This window comes from Pseudomonas sp. AC239, assembly GCF_979258545.1.
Genome location: NZ_OZ409864.1, coordinates 2,170,565 through 2,189,273 on the forward strand (window position 1 = coordinate 2,170,565; position 18,709 = coordinate 2,189,273).

16 protein-coding genes are annotated in these 18,709 nt (G+C 60.2%); 3 read left to right on the forward strand and 13 right to left on the reverse strand.

Going from position 1 to position 18,709, the window contains the following annotated elements; translation table 11 throughout:
* Nucleotides 1–107 precede the first annotated feature (107 nt).
* Nucleotides 108–1,268, reverse strand: a complete 1,161-nt coding sequence (locus ACZ0AZ_RS09995) for an AAA family ATPase (protein ID WP_039756390.1) — start codon at nt 1,266–1,268, stop codon at nt 108–110.
* A 124-nt stretch (nt 1,269–1,392) separates the two neighbouring features.
* Between ACZ0AZ_RS09995 and ACZ0AZ_RS10000 the strand changes: the two genes are divergently transcribed.
* The 3 genes from ACZ0AZ_RS10000 to ACZ0AZ_RS10010 are packed head-to-tail and all read left to right on the forward strand — an operon-like array spanning nt 1,393 to nt 6,607.
* Nucleotides 1,393–2,496 (forward strand): efflux RND transporter periplasmic adaptor subunit, encoded by a 1,104-nt coding sequence (locus tag ACZ0AZ_RS10000; protein WP_039756391.1) that lies wholly within the window; start codon nt 1,393–1,395, stop codon nt 2,494–2,496.
* Entirely contained in the window at nt 2,493–3,557 is a 1,065-nt protein-coding gene (locus ACZ0AZ_RS10005; protein ID WP_039756393.1) for an efflux RND transporter periplasmic adaptor subunit, read from the forward strand. Before ACZ0AZ_RS10000 ends, ACZ0AZ_RS10005 begins: the two co-directional genes overlap by 4 nt.
* Entirely contained in the window at nt 3,554–6,607 is a 3,054-nt protein-coding gene (locus tag ACZ0AZ_RS10010) for an efflux RND transporter permease subunit (protein ID WP_463537298.1), read from the forward strand. The genes ACZ0AZ_RS10005 and ACZ0AZ_RS10010 overlap by 4 nt, the downstream gene beginning before the upstream one ends.
* A 90-nt stretch (nt 6,608–6,697) precedes the next feature.
* Here the strand turns inward: ACZ0AZ_RS10010 and ACZ0AZ_RS10015 are convergent, their stop codons facing one another.
* The 12 genes from ACZ0AZ_RS10015 to tcyJ all read right to left on the reverse strand — a co-directional run bounded on the left by ACZ0AZ_RS10015 (nt 6,698) and on the right by tcyJ (nt 18,413).
* Complete coding sequence (locus ACZ0AZ_RS10015) at nt 6,698–7,327, reverse strand: class I SAM-dependent methyltransferase (protein WP_463537299.1); 630 nt, start codon at nt 7,325–7,327, stop codon at nt 6,698–6,700.
* A 106-nt stretch (nt 7,328–7,433) separates the two neighbouring features.
* Nucleotides 7,434–7,790, reverse strand: a complete 357-nt coding sequence (locus tag ACZ0AZ_RS10020) for a DUF6124 family protein (RefSeq protein ID WP_039756398.1) — start codon at nt 7,788–7,790, stop codon at nt 7,434–7,436.
* Between the two features lie 412 nt (nt 7,791–8,202).
* Nucleotides 8,203–8,847, reverse strand: a complete 645-nt coding sequence (locus ACZ0AZ_RS10025) for a methionine ABC transporter permease (protein ID WP_039756400.1) — start codon at nt 8,845–8,847, stop codon at nt 8,203–8,205.
* Nucleotides 8,837–9,958, reverse strand: a complete 1,122-nt coding sequence (locus ACZ0AZ_RS10030; protein ID WP_463537300.1) for a methionine ABC transporter ATP-binding protein — start codon at nt 9,956–9,958, stop codon at nt 8,837–8,839. The genes ACZ0AZ_RS10025 and ACZ0AZ_RS10030 overlap by 11 nt, the downstream gene beginning before the upstream one ends.
* A 2-nt stretch (nt 9,959–9,960) precedes the next feature.
* Nucleotides 9,961–10,770: a MetQ/NlpA family ABC transporter substrate-binding protein gene (locus tag ACZ0AZ_RS10035; RefSeq protein ID WP_039756402.1), complete on the reverse strand. Its 810-nt coding sequence runs from the start codon at nt 10,768–10,770 to the stop codon at nt 9,961–9,963.
* 85 nt (nt 10,771–10,855) lie between these two features.
* Nucleotides 10,856–12,247: an LLM class flavin-dependent oxidoreductase gene (locus tag ACZ0AZ_RS10040; RefSeq protein WP_463537301.1), complete on the reverse strand. Its 1,392-nt coding sequence runs from the start codon at nt 12,245–12,247 to the stop codon at nt 10,856–10,858.
* Entirely contained in the window at nt 12,247–13,440 is a 1,194-nt protein-coding gene (locus ACZ0AZ_RS10045; RefSeq protein WP_463537302.1) for an SfnB family sulfur acquisition oxidoreductase, read from the reverse strand. Before ACZ0AZ_RS10045 ends, ACZ0AZ_RS10040 begins: the two co-directional genes overlap by 1 nt.
* 25 nt (nt 13,441–13,465) lie before the next feature.
* Nucleotides 13,466–14,707, reverse strand: coding sequence for an SfnB family sulfur acquisition oxidoreductase (locus tag ACZ0AZ_RS10050; RefSeq protein ID WP_463537303.1), 1,242 nt, complete (start codon nt 14,705–14,707; stop codon nt 13,466–13,468).
* Nucleotides 14,708–14,969: 262 nt separating this feature from the next.
* Nucleotides 14,970–15,734, reverse strand: a complete 765-nt coding sequence (locus tag ACZ0AZ_RS10055) for a hypothetical protein (protein ID WP_463537304.1) — start codon at nt 15,732–15,734, stop codon at nt 14,970–14,972.
* Nucleotides 15,735–16,193: 459 nt separating this feature from the next.
* A complete protein-coding gene (gene tcyN, locus ACZ0AZ_RS10060) occupies nt 16,194–16,943 on the reverse strand; it encodes an L-cystine ABC transporter ATP-binding protein TcyN (RefSeq protein WP_039756407.1) in 750 nt (249 codons plus the stop codon).
* 4 nt (nt 16,944–16,947) lie between these two features.
* Nucleotides 16,948–17,613 carry a cystine ABC transporter permease gene (gene tcyL, locus ACZ0AZ_RS10065; protein ID WP_016772200.1) on the reverse strand — a complete coding sequence of 222 codons (666 nt, stop codon included), beginning with the start codon at nt 17,611–17,613 and terminating at the stop codon, nt 16,948–16,950.
* Nucleotides 17,613–18,413, reverse strand: coding sequence for a cystine ABC transporter substrate-binding protein (gene tcyJ, locus ACZ0AZ_RS10070; protein ID WP_129998348.1), 801 nt, complete (start codon nt 18,411–18,413; stop codon nt 17,613–17,615). Before tcyJ ends, tcyL begins: the two co-directional genes overlap by 1 nt.
* Nucleotides 18,414–18,709: the final 296 nt, after the last annotated feature.

Consider the following 18,709-nt stretch of genomic DNA (forward strand, 5'->3'; position numbering starts at 1 on the left):
TTGATTCAGCGGTGACGCTTGAATCGCTTTCGCGAGCAGGCTCGCTCCCACATTCGACCGCGTACGATTGTGGGAGCGAGCCTGCTCGCGAATTTTTCAGTCACCGCTCAATCTGGCCAATGCCACGCCGGCTCATCCAGCACCCGCTGCCCGACAATCCCGGTCTGCCCCAGCGTCTTCTCCAGCACGATGCAGTTGCATTCCGGGTCTTCCTGCAACGCCGAGATCAATCGCCGCGCGTGCGACACCACCCACACCTGACACTGCTCCGAAGCGCGGATGATCAGCCGTGCCAGCGCCGGCAGCAGGTCCGGGTGCAGGCTGGTTTCCGGTTCGTTGAGCACCATCAGCGATGGCGGACGCGGGGTCAGCAGGGCGGCGATCAGCAGCAGATAACGCAAGGTGCCGTCTGACAGTTCTGCCGCTGACAGCGGTCGCAACAAGCCTTCCTGATAAAACTCGATAGCGAAACGGCCGCCGGCCAACGGCGCAATGTTCAGGCGCGCGCCGGGAAAGGCATCGCTGACCGCTGCGGTGAGTGCTTGCGGATCGCCAATCTCGATAATCGTTTGCAAGGCTGCCGCCAGATCGCGGCCGTCGTGGTGCAGCACGGGCGTGCGTGTGCCCAGTTGCGGCTGACGCACCGGCGCGTCGGCATCGCTGCGAAAGTGATCATAAAAGCGCCAGCGCCGGATGAATTCGCGCATCTGGAACACTTCCGGCGAGCTGCGCAGATTGCCGACCTGATCGAACAGGCTGTCGAAGTTCGGCGTGTGTTGCGCCAGCACATCCCAGGCGCGACCTTCGCGGGCGCGGATCATCGGACCGTTGCGGTCGACCAGCAGGCTCGCCGGGCGAAACACCGGGCCGGCCCAGATGCACTCACGCTTGATTTCCGGGTCGAGGGCAAAGCATGAAGTGCTCGGCTCCGGCAGGCCCAGGCCGATGGCGTAGCTGAAGTCCTCGCCGGCGAATCCCAGGCGCAACCTTTTCACGCCATGGCGCACGGTCGGCTCGATCGCCACCTCACCGTTGCGCATGCGTCGACTGATGGTTTCCGGTCCGGCCCAGAACGTGGAGTCCAGCCCGCCTTCACGCGCCAGCGCGTTGACCACGCCGCCCTGCGCGGTTTCGGCCAGCAGGCGCAAGGCGCGGTAGAGGTTGGACTTGCCGCTGCCGTTGGGCCCGGTAATCAGGTTCAGGCGCCCGAGCGGAATCACCAGTTTGTTGATCGAGCGGTAATTGGCCACGGCCAAGGTATGAAGCATGGAATTCCCTCTCTTCGGCAGCTTCCACACGGAAATGTTGTGATCGCTCAGGCGAACGTTGAACCCTGTTCTAAGCTCACAGTCGTATCGTCACTTGCACGTTCGTACACAGGAAGGAGTCTGCATGGCAAGTCCCGGAATGAAAACAGCGGTCATGCTGAGTCTGTTCACTTTGCTCACCGCTTGCGGCGACAAGAAACCTGCTCAGGAATACCTGCCGCGGGTTTTTGTCCAAGAGGTCGAGCCGGCCAACTACGCCGCCGCGGTGACCCTCACCGGTGATGTGCAGGCGCGAGTGCAGACGCAGTTGTCGTTCCGCGTCGGCGGCAAGATCATCCAGCGCATGGTCGACGTCGGCGACCGCGTCACCGCCAAACAGGTGCTGGCCAAACTCGATCCTAAAGATCTGCAAACCAACGTCGATTCCGCTCAAGCCCAGGTCGTCGCTGAACAGGCCCGCGTAAAACAAGCGGCGGCCGCTTTCGTGCGTCAGCAAAAACTCTTGCCCAAGGGCTACACCAGCCAGAGCGAATACGATTCGGCGCAAGCGGCGCTACGCAGCAGCCAGAGCGCATTGAGCGCGGCGCAGGCGCAATTGGCCAACGCCAGGGACCAGCTCAGCTACACCTCGCTGATCGCCGATGCGCCGGGCGTGATCACCGAACGCCAGGCCGAAGTCGGCCAGGTGGTGCAGGCCACCGCGCCGATTTTCAGCCTCGCCCGTGATGGCGACCGCGACGCGGTGTTCAATGTCTACGAATCGCTGCTGGCCGAGCGTCCGTCCGATCGTTCGATCGTGGTCAGCCTGCTCGACAATCCCGAGATCAAAACCACCGGCACCGTGCGTGAGATCACGCCATCGGTGTCGGCGCAATCGGGCACCGTGCAGGTCAAGGTCAGCCTCGACAAGCTGCCGCCGGGCATGCAGCTCGGTTCGGTGGTCAGTGCCACCGCCAAGGGCACCGGCAAATCGGCGGTGGAACTGCCCTGGTCGGCGCTGACAAAAAACATCAGCGACCCGGCGGTGTGGCTGGTCGATGACAAAGGCGAAGCGCAGTTGCATACGGTCACGGTCGGTCGCTATCTGACCGGCAAAGTGATCATCAGCGAAGGCCTCAAGGGCGGCGAGAAAGTCATCGTCGCCGGCGGTCAGTTGCTGCACCCCGGCATGAAAGTCGAGATTGCCGAAAACACCTACAAGGATCTGCAACCGGGAGCGCAGCCATGAAGCGCCTCGGCCTGTTGTGCATGGCGCTGCTGCTGGGCGCCTGCTCGGAAAAGGAAACACCGCCGGAACCGGTACGCCCGGTGCTGTCGGTCACGGTCAAAGCGCTGAATGAAGAAAGCCTCGGGCGCTTCGCCGGGAGCATTCAGGCGCGCTATGAAAGCAACACCGGTTTCCGCGTCGGCGGACGCATCGCCAGCCGTAACGTCGATGTCGGCGCCGAGGTGCAGAAGGGCACCCTGCTCGCCACCCTCGATCCGTCCGATCAGCAGAACCAGTTGCGTTCGGCCCAAGGCGATCTGGCGAGGATCCAGGCGCAACTGATCAACGCCCAGGCCAATGCACGTCGGCAGCAAGCGCTGTTTGATCGCGGCGTCGGTGCGCAGGCGCAACTGGACGTTGCCAACACGGACCTGAAAACCACCCAGGCTTCGCTCGATCAGGCTCGGGCGGCGGTCAGCCAGAGCAAGGATCAACTGAGCTACACCGAGCTACGCTCTGATCACAAAGCCGTAGTCACCGCGTGGAACGCCGAGGCCGGGCAAGTGGTGACGGCCGGGCAACAAGTGGTGACGCTGGCGCAACCGGACATCAAGGAAGCGGTAATCGATTTGCCCGATACCCTGGTCGATCAGTTGCCCAGCGACGTGGTGTTCTCGGTGGCTGCGCAACTCGACCCGAGCATCAACACCACGGCAATCATCCGCGAGATCGAACCCCAGGCTCAAAGCGCCACGCGCACCCGCCGCGCACGCCTGACCCTGTCGGATACGCCGGACGGTTTCCGCCTCGGTACCGCGATCAGCGTGACCCTCAGCTCGGCGATCAAGCCGCGTATCGAACTGCCGCTGACTGCGTTGCAGGAAGTCGATGGCAAAACCCGGATCTGGGTGATCGACACGCAGAACAAAACCGTCAACCCCCGCGACGTCAGCGTGGTCAGCCGTGGCGACAACAGCGTGGTGCTGGCCGGCGGTGTGCAAAACGGCGAGCGCGTGGTCAGCGCCGGCGTCAACAGTCTCAAACCCGGACAATCGGTAAAACTTGACGAGGACAGTCAATGAAAGGCTCTTTCAACCTCTCCGAATGGGCCCTCAAGCACCAGTCTTTCGTGTGGTACCTGATGTTTGTCGGGTTGCTGATGGGTGTTTTCTCCTACTTCAATCTGGGCCGCGAAGAAGACCCGTCGTTCACCATCAAGACCATGGTGATCCAGACCAAATGGCCGGGCGCGACCCAGGAAGAAACTCTCAAGCAGGTCACCGACCGCATCGAGAAAAAACTCGAAGAGCTCGATTCCCTCGACTACGTGAAAAGCTACACGCGCCCCGGCGAATCGACGGTGTACGTGTACCTGCGCGACACCACCAGCGCCAAGGACATCCCGGAAATCTGGTACCAGGTGCGCAAGAAGATCGACGATATTCGCGGCCAGTTTCCTCAGGGTATTCAGGGGCCGGGATTCAACGATGAATTCGGTGACGTGTACGGCTCGGTCTACGCCTTCACCGCCGACGGCCTGACCATGCGCCAGTTGCGCGATTATGTGGAGCAGGCGCGCGCAGAAATCCGCAACGTGCCGGGGCTGGGCAAGATCGAAATGGTCGGCCAGCAGGACGAAACGATTTACCTGAATTTCTCCACGCGCAAACTCGCAGCGCTGGGTATCGACCAGCGCCAGGTGGTGCAGAGCCTGCAATCGCAGAACGCCGTGACCCCGGCCGGGGTGATCGAGGCGGGGCCGGAGCGGATTTCCGTGCGCACGTCGGGTCAGTTCGAATCGGAGAAAGATCTGGCCGAGGTCAACCTCAAGCTCAACGACCGCTTCTATCGTCTGGCCGACATCGCTGATATCAGCCGTGGCTATGTCGACCCGGCGACACCGGAATTTCGTTTCGACGGCAAACCGGCGATCGGCCTGGCGATTGCCATGCAGAAGGGCGGCAACGTTCAGGAATTCGGAAAGGCGCTGCACGAGCGCATCGACCAGCTCACCGCTGACTTGCCTGTCGGCGTCGGCGTGCACACCGTTTCCGATCAGGCGGTGGTGGTGGAAGAGGCCGTCGGCGGTTTCACCAGCGCGCTGTTCGAAGCGGTCATCATCGTGCTGGTGGTGAGTTTCATCAGCCTCGGCGTGCGCGCTGGTCTGGTGGTGGCCTGCTCGATTCCGCTGGTGCTGGCGATGGTCTTTGTGTTCATGGAATACAGCGGCATCACCATGCAGCGGATTTCCCTCGGCGCGCTGATCATCGCCCTCGGTCTGCTGGTGGACGACGCGATGATCACCGTGGAAATGATGGTTACGCGCCTGGAAATGGGCGAGAGCAAGGAGCAGGCGGCGACGTTCGCCTACACCTCGACGGCGTTCCCGATGCTCACCGGTACGCTGGTGACCGTCGCCGGTTTCGTGCCCATTGGCCTCAACGCCAGTTCGGCGGGTGAATATACCTTCACGTTGTTCGCGGTGATTGCCGTGGCGATGATCGTCTCGTGGGTGGTGGCGGTGTTCTTCGCGCCGGTGATTGGCGTACACATCCTCAGCGACAAGGTGAAGGCCCATGACGCCGAGCCGGGTCGCGTCGGCCGGGCGTTCAACGGCGGGCTTCTATGGGCCATGCGCAATCGCTGGTGGGCGATCGGCGTCACCGTGCTGTTGTTCGTGCTGGCGGTGTTCTGCATGCGTTTCGTGCAGAACCAGTTCTTCCCGGCATCCGACCGCCCGGAAATTCTCGTCGACCTGAACCTGCCGCAAAACGCTTCCATCGACGAAACCCGCAAAGCGGTGGACAAACTCGAAGCGACGCTCAAGGGCGATCCGGACATCGTGCGCTGGAGCACTTACATCGGTCAGGGCGCGATCCGTTTCTACCTGCCGCTGGACCAGCAATTACAGAACCCCTACTACGCGCAGCTGGTGATCGTCAGCAAGGACTTCGAAGCCCGCGAGGCGTTGAGTCAGCGCCTGCGTGAGCGCCTGCACAAGGACTTCGTCGGCATCGGCAGCTACGTGCAGGCCCTGGAAATGGGCCCGCCCGTGGGGCGTCCGATTCAGTATCGAGTCAGCGGCAAAGATGTTGATCAGGTGCGCAAACACGCCATCGACCTGGCCACCGAACTGGACAAGAACCCGCACATCGGCGAGATCATTTACGACTGGAACGAGCCGGGCAAAGTCCTGCGCATCGACATCGCTCAGGACAAGGCGCGGCAACTCGGGTTGTCCTCCGAAGACGTGGCGAATTTGATGAACAGCATTGTCAGCGGCTCGCCGTTGACCCAGGTCGATGACGACATCTACCTCATCAATGTGGTCGGTCGCGCGGTGGACTCCGAACGCGGCACCCCGGAAACCCTGCAGAACCTGCAGATCGTTACGCCGAGCGGCACCTCGATTCCGCTGCTGGCGTTCGCCACCGTCCGCTATGAACTGGAGCAGCCGCTGGTGTGGCGTCGCGATCGCTTGCCGACCATCACCATCAAGGCCTCGGTGCGCGACGAGATTCAGCCGACCGATCTGGTGAAACTGCTCAAGCCCTCAATCGATGCTTTTGCCTCGAAACTGCCGGTCGGCTACAAGGTCGCTACCGGCGGTACGGTTGAGGAAAGCGGCAAGGCCCAGGGGCCGATTGCCAAGGTGCTGCCGCTGATGCTGTTCCTCATGGCGACGTTCCTGATGATCCAGTTGCACAGCGTGCAGAAGATGTTCCTGGTCGCCAGTGTGGCGCCGCTGGGGCTGATCGGCGTGGTGCTGGCGCTGGTGCCGACCGGCACGCCGATGGGCTTTGTGGCGATCCTCGGGATTCTCGCGCTGATCGGTATCATCATCCGCAACTCGGTGATTCTGGTGACGCAGATTGATGAGTTCGAGCAGAAAGGCTATGCGCCGTGGGATGCGGTGGTCGAAGCTACCGAACACCGGCGCCGGCCGATCCTGCTGACCGCAGCGGCGGCGAGCATGGGCATGATCCCGATTGCCCGCGAAGTGTTCTGGGGGCCGATGGCCTACGCAATGATTGGCGGCATCGTGGTGGCGACGCTGCTGACGCTGCTGTTTCTGCCGGCGCTGTATGTGGCCTGGTACAAGATTCGCGAGCCTGAAAAAGAATCTTCCTGAAGCAAGAACCAGAGATCGCAGCCAACGTCAGCCCCTACAGGGAAACGCATTCCAGCGTAGGAGCTGCCGAAGGCTGCGATCTTTTGATCTTCAATCAACTCGACGCCACACGCTCGCCAGCCATGGCTGCTGCTCACGCGGCAACCCGGCGGGGCGGTAGTAATGCTCAAGCTCGACAAAACCTGCCGCCGTCAGCAACCCGCGCCAGGCTTCCAGATCGTGATACGAGCCGTATCGCGGCCCGTTCCAGCCTTCACGGTTGTCCCCGCGCGGATTGGAACTGAACAGCACGCCACCCGGTTTCAAGGTGCCGTGCAGTTGCCGTAGCACTTGCGGCAACACCTGCAACGGCACATGAAACAGCACGGCATTGGCGAAGATGCCGTCGAAGCGCTCGGCGGGTAGATCAAGCTTGAGAAAGTCCTGCTGCCAGACTTCGCAACCGCTGTCCTGGCGGGCCATGCGCGCGAATTCCTGCGACCCATCAAGGCCGATCGCGACGTGGCCCATGCGTGTAAAGGTCTGCAGATCACGGCCCGGACCGCAGCCGAAATCGAGAATCGTCAACGGCGACTCAGCCTGAATGTGGCGCAGCAAGGCCTCGATGTTCTGGCTGACATCGTGGTCGCGAGTGCCTTCGCGAAAGTCCTCGGCCACCGAGTTGTAGTGACCGAGGGTAGTGGCGGTGATCTGTTCGAGGTCGCTGGGCGTCTGCTTCATGATCGATGCTGTATTGGCAATGTGAGGTCGGACTATAAGCTTTTTCACCGGCAAAAAAACGCCGCCTGCGCTGGCGCCAGCGCAGGCGGCGATGGGTGCCAGGGCGTCAGTGCTGCTTCGCCCCCAGGCAATCGATCGAACGGTCCATCATCGCCTTGGCCATTTCCAGCAGGTGCCAGACCGAGAACACCATGGCTCGATCCGCGCCCCCGAGCTGGTCACCGCATTGATGGACGGTCACCGATGCGCAGCGCAACAGGTCGGCGACATATAATTGGGCGTCCTCCAGCGTCACATCCTCGCTGATGCTGTAGACGCGTTTCTGTCCCGCCAACGTGACCTGAGTGCCGGCCAGATGCGAGTCAACGGCGCGGCACAATGCAGAGCGATCCTTGAGCAAATCCTCGGTGAACCGCTTGCTGGAAGTAAGGCTGAGTGGCGGATCGGTGAGATTTTTTTCCATGGGTAAACTCCTGACATCAAGTGGGAGCCAACCATTTCGCGACTAAACGAGCAGGACGGCGGCTGCACGCAGATCAGTCGCCGGCCGCCGGTTATCGATGCACCCGAAAGTGCCCTGCACACAGCCAACATCGGACAGCTAAAGCCTCTGCCGAGGTCAGGCCTGACTGTACGCCCAGCGAATCCGGACAACTGAATCCGGTCACCGCAAAACAGTGACGACCGGAGATTAGCTACCGGATATTTCGGGTACAAGCAGGCAAATTATTCTAGGAATCGTCCTGCAAACCCGCGTGGTTCGGGCTGGCGAAACGCTAAAAACCGTGTAGGAGACATCTGATTTTCACTAAGGGCGATGCCGAAAATAGTGCGATCACATGGGTCTGGTTGATGGCCACCTGCCGCTATCGACATTAGCGCTTATTCAGCCCTCGCGCCAGCCTGTCGCCACCTAACTGAATCACCGCCACCAACGCCACCAGCAAGACAATCACCGTCAACATGATCTGGCTGTCGAAACGCTGATAGCCGTAGCGATAAGCGATATCCCCCAGCCCACCGGCGCCAATTGCCCCAGCCATGGCCGACGAATTGATCATCGTCACCAGCGTGATGGTGAACCCTCCGACAATTCCCGGCAGTGCCTCGGGCAGCAGCACATGCCAGACGATATGCCATCGCCGGCAACCCATGGCCTGTGCAGCTTCGATCAGGCCATGATCGACCTCGCGCAAACTGACCTCGGCAATACGCGCAAAGAAGGGCGTCGCAGCAATCGTCAGCGGAACCACGGCGGCCCATACACCGTAAGTGGTGCCGACGATCAGGCGAGTGAACGGAATCAGCGCGACCATCAGAATCAGGAACGGGATCGAGCGGAACAGATTGACGAAGGCGCCCAGCGCACGGTTCAACAGCGGCGCTTCGTAGATCCCGCCCTTGTCGCTGGTGACCAGAATCACCGCCATGGGAATCCCCACCAGCAGCGCGATCAACGACGACACGCCAACCATCAGGAAAGTGTCGATGAAACCCTGCAGCAAGCGATCAAACCACATAGCCCAATACCTCCACTCGTTGCGCCCATTGCCCGGCGCGTTCGCGCAATTGTTCGGCGCTGAAAGTCGAGCCGCTGACCGCCAGCAACAGCTGCCCCAGCGCATGACCCTGAATCCGTTCGACGCCACCCTGCAGCAGCTTCACTCGGCCACCCAACGCCGCAAACAACGCGGCCAGATCCGGTTCATCAGCGGCACTGCCGGTGAACTGCAAACGCAATACCACAGCGGCACCTGACGCCGTGGATTGCGCCTGCAAACGGCTTTGCAGTTCTTCCGGCAAGGTGTGTTGCAGCGGTGCGAGCAAGGTCTGGCTGACTGCGTGTTGCGGATTGCCGAACACTTGCCACACCGGGCCTTGCTCGACCACATGACCATGCTCGAGCACGACGACGCGATCGCAGATCTCGCGGATCACTGCCATTTCGTGAGTGATCAGCACAATGGTCAGGCCCAGGCGTTTGTTGATCTCGCGCAACAGGCCGAGGATCGACTGCGTGGTCTCCGGATCCAGCGCCGATGTCGCCTCATCGCAGAGCAGAATGTCCGGGTCATGCACCAGCGCGCGGGCAATGCCGACACGCTGTTTCTGCCCCCCGGAGAGTTGCGCCGGATACGCCTTGTGCTTGCTTTGCAGGCCGACCAGTTCGAGCAGTTCGCGAACCTTGTTGTCGCGCTGTTCCTTGGGCACGCCGGCGACTTTCAGCGGCAACTCGACGTTCTGCCAGACGGTCTTGGCCGACATCAGATTGAAGTGCTGGAAGATCATGCCGATACGCCGGCGCAGAGCGACGAGGCGGTTTTCATCGAACTCGCCGATATCGACCTGATCGATCAACACCCGCCCCGACGTTGGCTGCTCCAGGCGATTGATCGTGCGAATCAGCGACGACTTGCCGGCACCGCTGCGGCCGATGATGCCAAACACTTCACCACGCTGAATCGCCAGGTCGATGCCCTGCAACGCTGCGACCGGACCTTGCCGGCCGTTGTAGGTTTTGCCTACGCCGATAAAGCGTACGTGGGCGCGATTCAACTCGGGATGCAGCTCGGTTTGTTCGGCATGCTGTGGCTCTGGAAGCTCCAGTCGCCGTTGGATCGCGGCAGTCATGCTCAGCTTTCCCAACCGGCTTGGTAGAGCTTGCCGTGGGCCTTGTCCAGCGCCGCGCGGACGGCTGGCGAATGCTGATAGATGTCGACGAACTTGATCAGGCGCGGGTCGGTTTTGCTCTTCGGCTGGATGACGAACTGGATCACGTATTCCTTGTGATCGAGACCGTCAAACAGCAGTGCCGAGCCGGCATCGAAGGTCTTCGCCAGACGGATGTAGGCTGGATAACCCTGGACCAGGTCGGCGTCGTCATAGGCGCGCACCAGTTGCACGGCTTCGACCTGCAGGATCCTGATCTTCTTCGGGTTGGCGACAATGTCGTCCTCGGTAGCCTTGTAGCCAACGCCCGGCTTCAGCGTGATCAAACCGGCCTTGGCGAGCAATTGCAGACCGCGACCGCTGTTGATCGGGTCATTGGCGATGGCGACGCTGGCGCCTTCGGGCAGTTCATCGAAGCTTTTGTATTTCTTCGAATACAGGCCGACGTTGTTGATGATTCCCGGGGCGAACGGCACCAGGTCGAAACCGGAGGCGGCCTTGGCGTTTTCCAGAAATGGAATGTGCTGGAAGTAATTCACGTCGATGTCGCCAGCGGCGAGGCTGACGTTGGGCGCGATCCAGTCGGTGAATTCCACCAGCTCGACTTTCAAGCCCTGTTTGGAGGCCTCTTCGACGGCGGCTTCCAGCGGAATCGCAAACGCGGCGGTGGTGCCGATTTTCAGCGGCGCATCGGCAGCAAACACTGCCGAGCTGAACAGGCCGAAGGCCAGGGCCAGTGCTTTGACTGGGTGGGACAGGATTTTTTTGGTCATGATGGTTTTTCCAGTCAGTGCATGAGTTTGTGGTGCCGGGGAGGGCCTCTTCGCGAGCAGGCTCGCTCCCACAGGGGTACGCATTTCAAATGTGGGAGCGAGCCTGCTCGCGAAGCTTCTGATGCCTGTACGAAGATCCACTGTGTTGCTCAGGCAGCTGTGGCCCAGCGTGAAACAGCTTCTCGCGCAAGGTGCCGCCGTCATATGCGGTCTTGTACGAGCCGCGTCGCTGCAGTTCGGGAATCACCAGTTCGATGAAATCGACATAGCTTTCCGGGGTAACGATGCGGGTCAGGTTGAAGCCGTCCAGACCGGTTTCGGCGATCCACGCTTCCAGCTCATTCGCCACTTGCTCGGGCGAACCGACCACGGTGATGTAACGGCCACCGAGGGCGTGCTGGTCAAGCAATTTGCGTCGGGTCCAGTCGTTGTTCTGCAGGTTTTTCGTTGCCGATTGAATGGCGTTGCTCTTCACGTACTGGATCGGCTCATCGATTTCGTACTGGGCAAAGTCGATGCCGGTGGAGGCGGAAAAATGCGCCACGCCGGCCTCGGCACTGGCGTAGCTGAGGTACTCGGCATGCTTGGCCCACGCCGCCTCTTCAGTAGCGCCGACGATGACGTTGAGGCCCATGAACACCCTGATGTCTTCAGGGTTACGCCCGGCCTCGACGGCACTGGCGCGGACCTTGTCGACCTGTACTTTGGTCGACGGTTTGTTCTGGCCACTGATGAATACGCACTCGGCGTGTCGCCCGGCGAATATCAAGCCGCGGTCGGAACTGCCGGCTTGAAACAGCACCGGCGTGCGCTGCGGCGACGGTTCGCAGAGGTGATAACCCTCGACCTGATAGAACTCGCCCTTGTGCTCGACCTTGTGCACTTTTTCCGGGTTGGCATAGATGCGCTGTTCGCGGTCGTTAAGCACCGCGCCGTTTTCCCAACTGCCTTCCCAGAGCTTGTATAACACCTCCAGATACTCTTCGGCCTGGTCGTAGCGGCGGTCATGTTCGACCTGTTCGCGCAGGCCCATGGCTTTGGCGGCGCTGTCCAGATAACCGGTGACGATGTTCCAGCCAACGCGACCGCGACTCAGATGATCGAGCGTCGACATGCGCCGGGCAAAAAGATACGGCGGCTCGTAAGTAAGGTTGGCGGTGAGGCCGAAGCCAAGGTTTTTCGTCACCGCGGCCATCGCCGAAACCAGCAACAGCGGATCGTTGACCGGCAACTGGATCGACTCTTTCAGCGTGACGTCCACCGAGTTTTGGTAGACGTCGTAGACGCCGACGATATCAGCGATGAACAAGCCATCGAACAATCCACGCTCAAGCAACTGCGCCAGTTCGGTCCAGTACTCGATCGTGTTGTAGCGGGTCGAGGTGTCGCGCGGATGCGTCCAGAGGCCGTGATTGATGTGGCCGACGCAGTTCATGTTGAACGCGTTGAGCAAAATCTTCTTTTTCGCAGCAGTCATCAGATCGTCCCTCGCAGCGGAGGGTTTTCATCGTTGAGGTAATAATTGCCTACTGCGTGATATTTCCAGCGCACCGGGTCGTGCAGGGTGTGCACGCGAGCGTTGCGCCAGTGGCGGTCGAGGCCGTGCTCGCTCAGGGTGGCCTGGCTGCCGGCGAGTTCGAACAGCGTGCTGCCAGCGGCGAGGGAGATTTCTGTGCTGATCGCTCGCGCTTCGGCGACCGCGATCGAGGCGGCGGCAACGGTTTCGGCGTTGGTTTCGGCTTGCGCGGCATCAAGAAATTCGCCGGCACGTTCGAGCAAGGCTTCGGTGGCGTGCAGGCGGATGCTCAGGTGGCCGAAGCTTTTCAACGTCAGCGGGTCTTCGGTGGCTTTGTCGTTGCCGGAATCGATCCATGGGCGGGTCTTGCTGCGCACGAAATGCAGGGCGTCTTCGTAAGCGGCGCGGGCGATGCCGGTGTCGATGGCGGCGTGGAGAATCTGCGCCAGCGGGCCGACCGGGGTCGGGCGCTCGAAAGCGCTCTGGAACGGCAGCACATCTTCGGCCGCTACATACACATCTTCGAACACTACCGAGCCGCTGCCGGTGGTGCGCTGGCCGAAGCCGCTCCAGTCGTCGATCACCGTTAGGCCCTTGCTTTCGCGCGGGACGAAGGCCAGTTGCTGTACGCCGTTTTCATCGACCACCGACGTTGGAATGCGCTGCGCGTAAATCGCCCCCGTCGAGTAGAACTTGCGACCGTTGATGCGATAACCAGCGCCGTCGCGTTTGAGACTAGTGACGCGGTCGTGAGCGGTTTTGGTGCCCAGTTCTGCCAAGGCATTGCCAAAGCGCTGGCCGGCGAGGACCTCGGTGTACAGGCGCTTTTTCTGTTCGTCGCTGCCATTCACGCGCAGCACTTCCAATGCGTAGAAATGGTTCTGCGGAATCTGCCCGAGCGAGCCGTCGGCCTGGGCGATCAGCGCGATGACTTTGGCCAGGGTGACATTGGATACGCCCGCGCCGCCATATTCTTTCGGCACGCTGATGCCCCACAGGCCGGAACGGGAAAACACTTCCAGTTCTGCCAATGGCAGGCGGCGTTCGCGGTCGCGGATGGCGCTGTCGCGTTTGAAGTCTTCGGCCAGGTCGCTGGCAACGATCAGGGCTTGCTCATCGCTGGTGATGACCGCGACGTGATGGGAAAGCGTCATGTTTTTCTCCAGATGTCTGGTCGTCTCAGATCCAGGAATGGCGAGCCGGTAAAGTGCCGTTGAGGCGATAGGCGCCGACCGCGTGATACTTCCAGCGCACCGGGTCGTGCAGGGTGTGCACGCGGGCGTTGCGCCAGTGACGGTCGAGATTGAATTCGGCGAGGGTCGCGCGGCTGCCGGCCAGTTCGAAGAGCTTTTCGCTGGCCAGCAGCGAAATCTCGGTGGTCAGCACTTTCGCTTCGGCCACGGCGATCGAAGCGCGTGCGGCGGATTCGGCAGTCAGCGGCGCGGCGTGGACGTCATCGAGCACTTTGCCGGCCTTGCGCAGCAGCGCTTCGGCGGCGTGCAGTTCGATTTTCAGTTTGCCGATATCGGCGATCACGTAGAGGTCATCGCTGGCGCGCTCGACCTTGGCGTCGATCCATGGCCGCGCGCGGGTTTTGACGAAATCGATGGCGTCGTCGATAGCACCGCGTGCGATGCCGGCGTCGATCGCCGCTTGAATCAGCTGCGACACTGCACCTTGGGTGTTCGGCTTGTCGTTGATCTTCCAGTTGTCGATAACCAGGCTCGACTCGACGCGTACGTTGTTCAGCAGGATCGTGCCGCTGGCAGTGGTGCGCTGGCCGAAGCCCGACCAGTCATCGACGATGCGCAAACCCGGCGTGCCGCGACGGACGAAGGCCAGTACTTGCTTGCCGTCATCATTGAGCGCTTTCACCGCGACCCAATGCGCAAACAGCGCGCCGGTGGAGTAGAACTTCTGGCCGTTGATCACGTAGTCATCGCCGTCGGCGGTGATTCGCGCTTTCAGTTGCAGGGTATTTTTTGTGCCGCGTTCCGGGCCGGCATTACCGATGCGCCAGCCTTCCAGAACACTCTGGAACAATTGCTTTTTCTGCGCTTCGGTGGCGCTGCCGAGCACCAGATTGATGATGCCGAACTGGTTCTGCGGAATCTGCCCGAGCGCCGGGTCGGCGGCGGAAATGATCGCGAAGACTTCGGCCAGCGTGACGAAGGAAACCTGCGGGCCGCCGTACTCACGCGGGATCGCAATGCTGCCGAGGCCGCTGCGGGTAAACTGTTCGATTTCCGACCATGGCAGTTTGCGTTGGCGGTCGCGTTTGGCCGCCTGCACGCGGGCGACTTGCGCCAGATCATGGGCGGCCTTGATGGCTTGAGCATCGTTGCGCAACACTTGCGCGGGCAACAACAGCGGGGCGATGTCCTGATCGGACTGCAGATTCGCATCTGCCAGACTGGACATCAGTGCCGCTCCCTGGCTGCACGCAATGCCCTGGCGATCTGCACTGGGGTGATTGTGTTCCGGACCATACCTACCTCACATCTCATGAAAAACGCCGCGAAGTGCGACGATTGAAAGAATGTCCGGTGGTCCGGTGCATATACCCTAAGCGTGTATAAAAATTAAATAAACTAACTTTTAGGAATATGTATAGAAGGGGGATGTCAGCATTGGTTAGTGAGTTTCAGGTGAGAGGTCACTGACCTCCCATCCTGAGCAGGTCTCACTTGGTGCGCGATTCAGCGGCCTTGAATTCGGGCTTCAAGGGGACTTTCACATACGGATTCACGCAACCGATTTTCAACGTGCGCGGCGGCGCCCAGCGCGAGTTGTTGCCGACCCGGTCGAGGATGCAATACGTCACGTCCAGCCGCAGATCCTCGCCCGCTTCGACGATGACTGCCGGTGGTACCCAGACCTGAATCGGCAGTCCGACATCCGCTGCTGTAACAGGCGCCAGATCCATGCGCACGTCGCCCCAGCGCAGGGTGATGGCATCGTCCTCGGCCATGTTCAGGTACGGCTCGATGGTCAGCGGCACGCCGCGTTTGATCTGGTTGGGATTTACTCCCTGACGGCGAATCGTGTCAGGGATGACCACCGGCGCCAGTTGCTGATTTTCGTCTTCGCACTGCGCAGTTGGCTGGCCTCCGGGGCAATCGAGTTTGACCTGCACACGGGTGGCTGGCGATAACGCCGGACCCTGGCCGACCTGCATCACGCGGTAGTGAATGCGCGCGGTACCGTTGGCAACGAAACTTTCCGGCACCCGCAGGCTGACTGACTTACCGACATCGGCCGTGCCGAGGACTTTTGAGGCGACATAGCATTTGTTCCAGAACAGTTCGATCAGATCACCATCATCCATGCCAGGGTAGGACGGCACATCGATCAACAGGTGAGCTGCTGTTGTCAGGTTGATGCCGGTCTTCTGTGCGCATGCCAGTGTTGGCGCTGCAAGTTCGGGGGTGTGCGAAGTGCGGGTCATCGGTTTCTCTCCTTGAAGTCTTGCAGCGAAATCCGTTTCTGGAAAACAAAAGGCGCGAATCAACTGGCAATAAAAGCGACAACTATTTGTTCGATTTTAGTGCGGGTTGTTTTAACTAAGGGGCGCCGGTTGCCGACTAGATAAAAGTCTGCGGAGAGGAGTGTCAATAGCGGGGCTTAGTTAATCCGTGAATTACAAGTTAATCAGAAAGCTCCTACATCATCGAAGCACTATGCCTAGGCTTGGGCGCGAAACCAGCTACAGATAAACGGCTATTCCCCAGCGTTTGGTGCGGGTTTGTTCGCGGGCAAACGTATGGAAATATGACGACATCGAGGATGTGAGTGACCGTTGCGCAATGTATATTTGCGCCCGCAAGTAAAAAAGTAGAAAAATTGAAATGACGGGAGAGAGGTAACTTCCATCCGTGGAAGTTGAGAGGTCTTGCAAAGGAAGTTCTCAGGCGTGATTCAGAAACTTGCTGAGAAACTGTTGGGTGCGTTCTTCTTTCGGGTTGGCAAACAGTGCCTTGGCTTCACCCTGTTCAACAATTACGCCCTTGTCGAAAAACACCACGCGATTGGCCACGTCACGGGCAAAACCCATTTCATGGGTGACAATCACCATGGTGCGATTTTCTTCGGCAAGACCGCGAATGGTCGCCAGCACTTCACCGACCAGTTCCGGGTCGAGCGCGGAGGTCGGTTCGTCGAACAGAATCACTTCCGGCTCCATCGCCAGCGCCCGGGCGATCGCCACGCGCTGTTGCTGACCACCGGAGAGACGACGCGGATAAGCGTCCTCCTTGCCGGCAAGCCCCACTTTGGTCAGCAGCTTTTTGCCCAGGGCAATCGCTTGGTCGCGCGGCATCTTCTTGACCACGATCGGACCTTCGATGACGTTTTCCAAGGCGGTGCGATGGGGGAACAGGTTGAAGTTCTGGAACACGAAGCCGACGTGCTGGCGCAGATTGCGCACCAGGCTCTGCTGCTGGTTCAGCGGGCGGCGGGTATCGATTTCGATATCGCCGACCTTGATCCGGCCGCTGGTGGGTTCTTCGAGGAAATTCAGGCAGCGCAGGAACGTCGTTTTTCCCGAGCCGCTGGGGCCGATGATCGCGACGACTTCGCCTTCCTTTACCTCAAGGTCGATGCCGTTGAGCACGACCTGACCCTTGAATTGCTTGGTCAGTTTTTCCACGACAATCATCGCGTCAGGACTCCTGGTCGTGCCGATTGACCCGCTCTTCCAACTTGTTCTGCAAGTGCGAAAGCACCGTGGCCAGAATCCAGTAGATCAGTGCGGCGGCAAGATACATGGTGAAGACTTCGAAAGTCCGGGCGGTAATCAGCTGCGCCTGACGGAACAGCTCCGGCACCTGAATGGTCGCGGCCAGGGCCGTGTCCTTGACCAGCGAAATGAAGCTGTTGCCCAGCGGCGGCAAAGCCGTGCGCATCGCCTGCGGCAGGATGGCCCGGCGCAGGGTCTGCGCGCGGGTCATGCCGATACTCGCAGCGGCTTCCCACTGACCACGTTCGATCGAACCGATTGCAGCGCGGAGGATTTCACAGGCGTAGGCGGCCATGTTCAGCGAGAAACCGATCAGCGCTGCCGGCAGCGGATCAAGCTCCATGCCCAACTGCGGCAAGCCGTAATAGATCACGAACAGCTGCACCAGCAACGGCGTGCCACGAAAAAACGACACATAGATGCGTGCCAGCCAACTGACTGATTTGAAGCGCGACAGACGCATCAGCGCGAGGCCGAAGCCCAGCAGCAGACCGAAGAACATCCCGCCAAGGCTGAGGACTACCGTGTAGTACGCGCCCTTCAACAGAAAGGGCGCGGAATCCAGCGCGAGTTGAAAAGCCTCTTCCATTATTTAGTGACGTCTGCGTTGAAGTATTTCTTCGACAGTTTCTCAAGAGTGCCGTCGGTACGCAGTTCGTCGAGCGCCTTGTTCACCGCAGCCAGCAGTTCCGGCTCGCCTTTGCGCAGGGCGATACCGGATTCCTGACGGGAGAACGCTTCACCGGCAGCCACGGTTTTCGGGGCTTTCTTGGCATATTCGAGCGCAGCCAGACGGTCGATCAGGATGGCATCGGTACGACCGTTGTTGAGGTCGGCGAACTTGGTAGGATCATCATCGTAGGTGCGCACGTCGGCACCCGGCACGTTGGCGCGGACCCACTGCTCGTAGTTGGTACCCAGGCCGACACCGACCTTCTTGCCCGACAGGTCAGCAGCAGTCTTGATGTTCAGCGCCGACTCTTTGCTCTTCAGCACGAGGGCCTGAATGCCGGAGACAGTGTACGGTTCAGAGAAGTCATACTTCTTCTTGCGCTCGTCGGAGATGGTCACCTGATTGACCACCAGATCCAGACGTTTGGATTCCAGGGCAGCGAGGATGCCGTCCCACTTTGTCGGCTGGATCTTGGCCTTGACGCCGAGCTTCTGCGCCAGTGCTTCGGACAGCTCGACTTCGAAACCGGACAGCTTGCCGTTCTCATCGACGAAGCTGAACGGTGGGTAAGTGCCTTCCAGGCCGACGTTGAGCACGCCTTTGTCTTTGATCTGTTGCAGCTGCTCACCGGCCACTGCCTGACCGATCAGGCCGGCGCTAAGCGCAAGACCCAGCGAACCGACCAGCAGAGTGCGACGTAGTGCGGAAAAATTCATGACAAGCCCCTGTGTTTTCTTATGGAAGACGCTTAAGGAATGTAGGCAAATGGGTGATTTGAACGACAGCGCTATCCTGCCTTAAAGCAGCTTAAGCGTCTCGCCCGAAATTCGCCTGCGGCGAGACTATAAGATGTCTGTTTTAGACTTGAAAATACTAGATTGTGTTTCTTTTATAGTTTTGGAATATGTGCCCGTTCAGTTGTGGCGAGGGGATTTATCCCCGTTCGGCTGCACAACAGTTGCAAAGTCCTGCGACGTTGTACTCACTTGCGAAAGCAAGGGGCCGCTCCGCG

Bases quoted from the DNA above. Each gene is read 5' to 3' on its own strand.
- ACZ0AZ_RS09995 (WP_039756390.1), bottom strand. From the start codon at position 1,268: ATGCTTCATACCTTGGCCGTGGCCAATTACCGCTCGATCAACAAACTG.
- ACZ0AZ_RS10000 (WP_039756391.1), top strand. From the start codon at position 1,393: ATGGCAAGTCCCGGAATGAAAACAGCGGTCATGCTGAGTCTGTTCACT.
- ACZ0AZ_RS10005 (WP_039756393.1), top strand. From the start codon at position 2,493: ATGAAGCGCCTCGGCCTGTTGTGCATGGCGCTGCTGCTGGGCGCCTGC.
- ACZ0AZ_RS10010 (WP_463537298.1), top strand. From the start codon at position 3,554: ATGAAAGGCTCTTTCAACCTCTCCGAATGGGCCCTCAAGCACCAGTCT.
- ACZ0AZ_RS10015 (WP_463537299.1), bottom strand. From the start codon at position 7,327: ATGAAGCAGACGCCCAGCGACCTCGAACAGATCACCGCCACTACCCTC.
- ACZ0AZ_RS10020 (WP_039756398.1), bottom strand. From the start codon at position 7,790: ATGGAAAAAAATCTCACCGATCCGCCACTCAGCCTTACTTCCAGCAAG.
- ACZ0AZ_RS10025 (WP_039756400.1), bottom strand. From the start codon at position 8,847: ATGTGGTTTGATCGCTTGCTGCAGGGTTTCATCGACACTTTCCTGATG.
- ACZ0AZ_RS10030 (WP_463537300.1), bottom strand. From the start codon at position 9,958: ATGACTGCCGCGATCCAACGGCGACTGGAGCTTCCAGAGCCACAGCAT.
- ACZ0AZ_RS10035 (WP_039756402.1), bottom strand. From the start codon at position 10,770: ATGACCAAAAAAATCCTGTCCCACCCAGTCAAAGCACTGGCCCTGGCC.
- ACZ0AZ_RS10040 (WP_463537301.1), bottom strand. From the start codon at position 12,247: ATGACTGCTGCGAAAAAGAAGATTTTGCTCAACGCGTTCAACATGAAC.
- ACZ0AZ_RS10045 (WP_463537302.1), bottom strand. From the start codon at position 13,440: ATGACGCTTTCCCATCACGTCGCGGTCATCACCAGCGATGAGCAAGCC.
- ACZ0AZ_RS10050 (WP_463537303.1), bottom strand. From the start codon at position 14,707: ATGTCCAGTCTGGCAGATGCGAATCTGCAGTCCGATCAGGACATCGCC.
- ACZ0AZ_RS10055 (WP_463537304.1), bottom strand. From the start codon at position 15,734: ATGACCCGCACTTCGCACACCCCCGAACTTGCAGCGCCAACACTGGCA.
- tcyN (WP_039756407.1), bottom strand. From the start codon at position 16,943: ATGATTGTCGTGGAAAAACTGACCAAGCAATTCAAGGGTCAGGTCGTG.
- tcyL (WP_016772200.1), bottom strand. From the start codon at position 17,613: ATGGAAGAGGCTTTTCAACTCGCGCTGGATTCCGCGCCCTTTCTGTTG.
- tcyJ (WP_129998348.1), bottom strand. From the start codon at position 18,413: ATGAATTTTTCCGCACTACGTCGCACTCTGCTGGTCGGTTCGCTGGGT.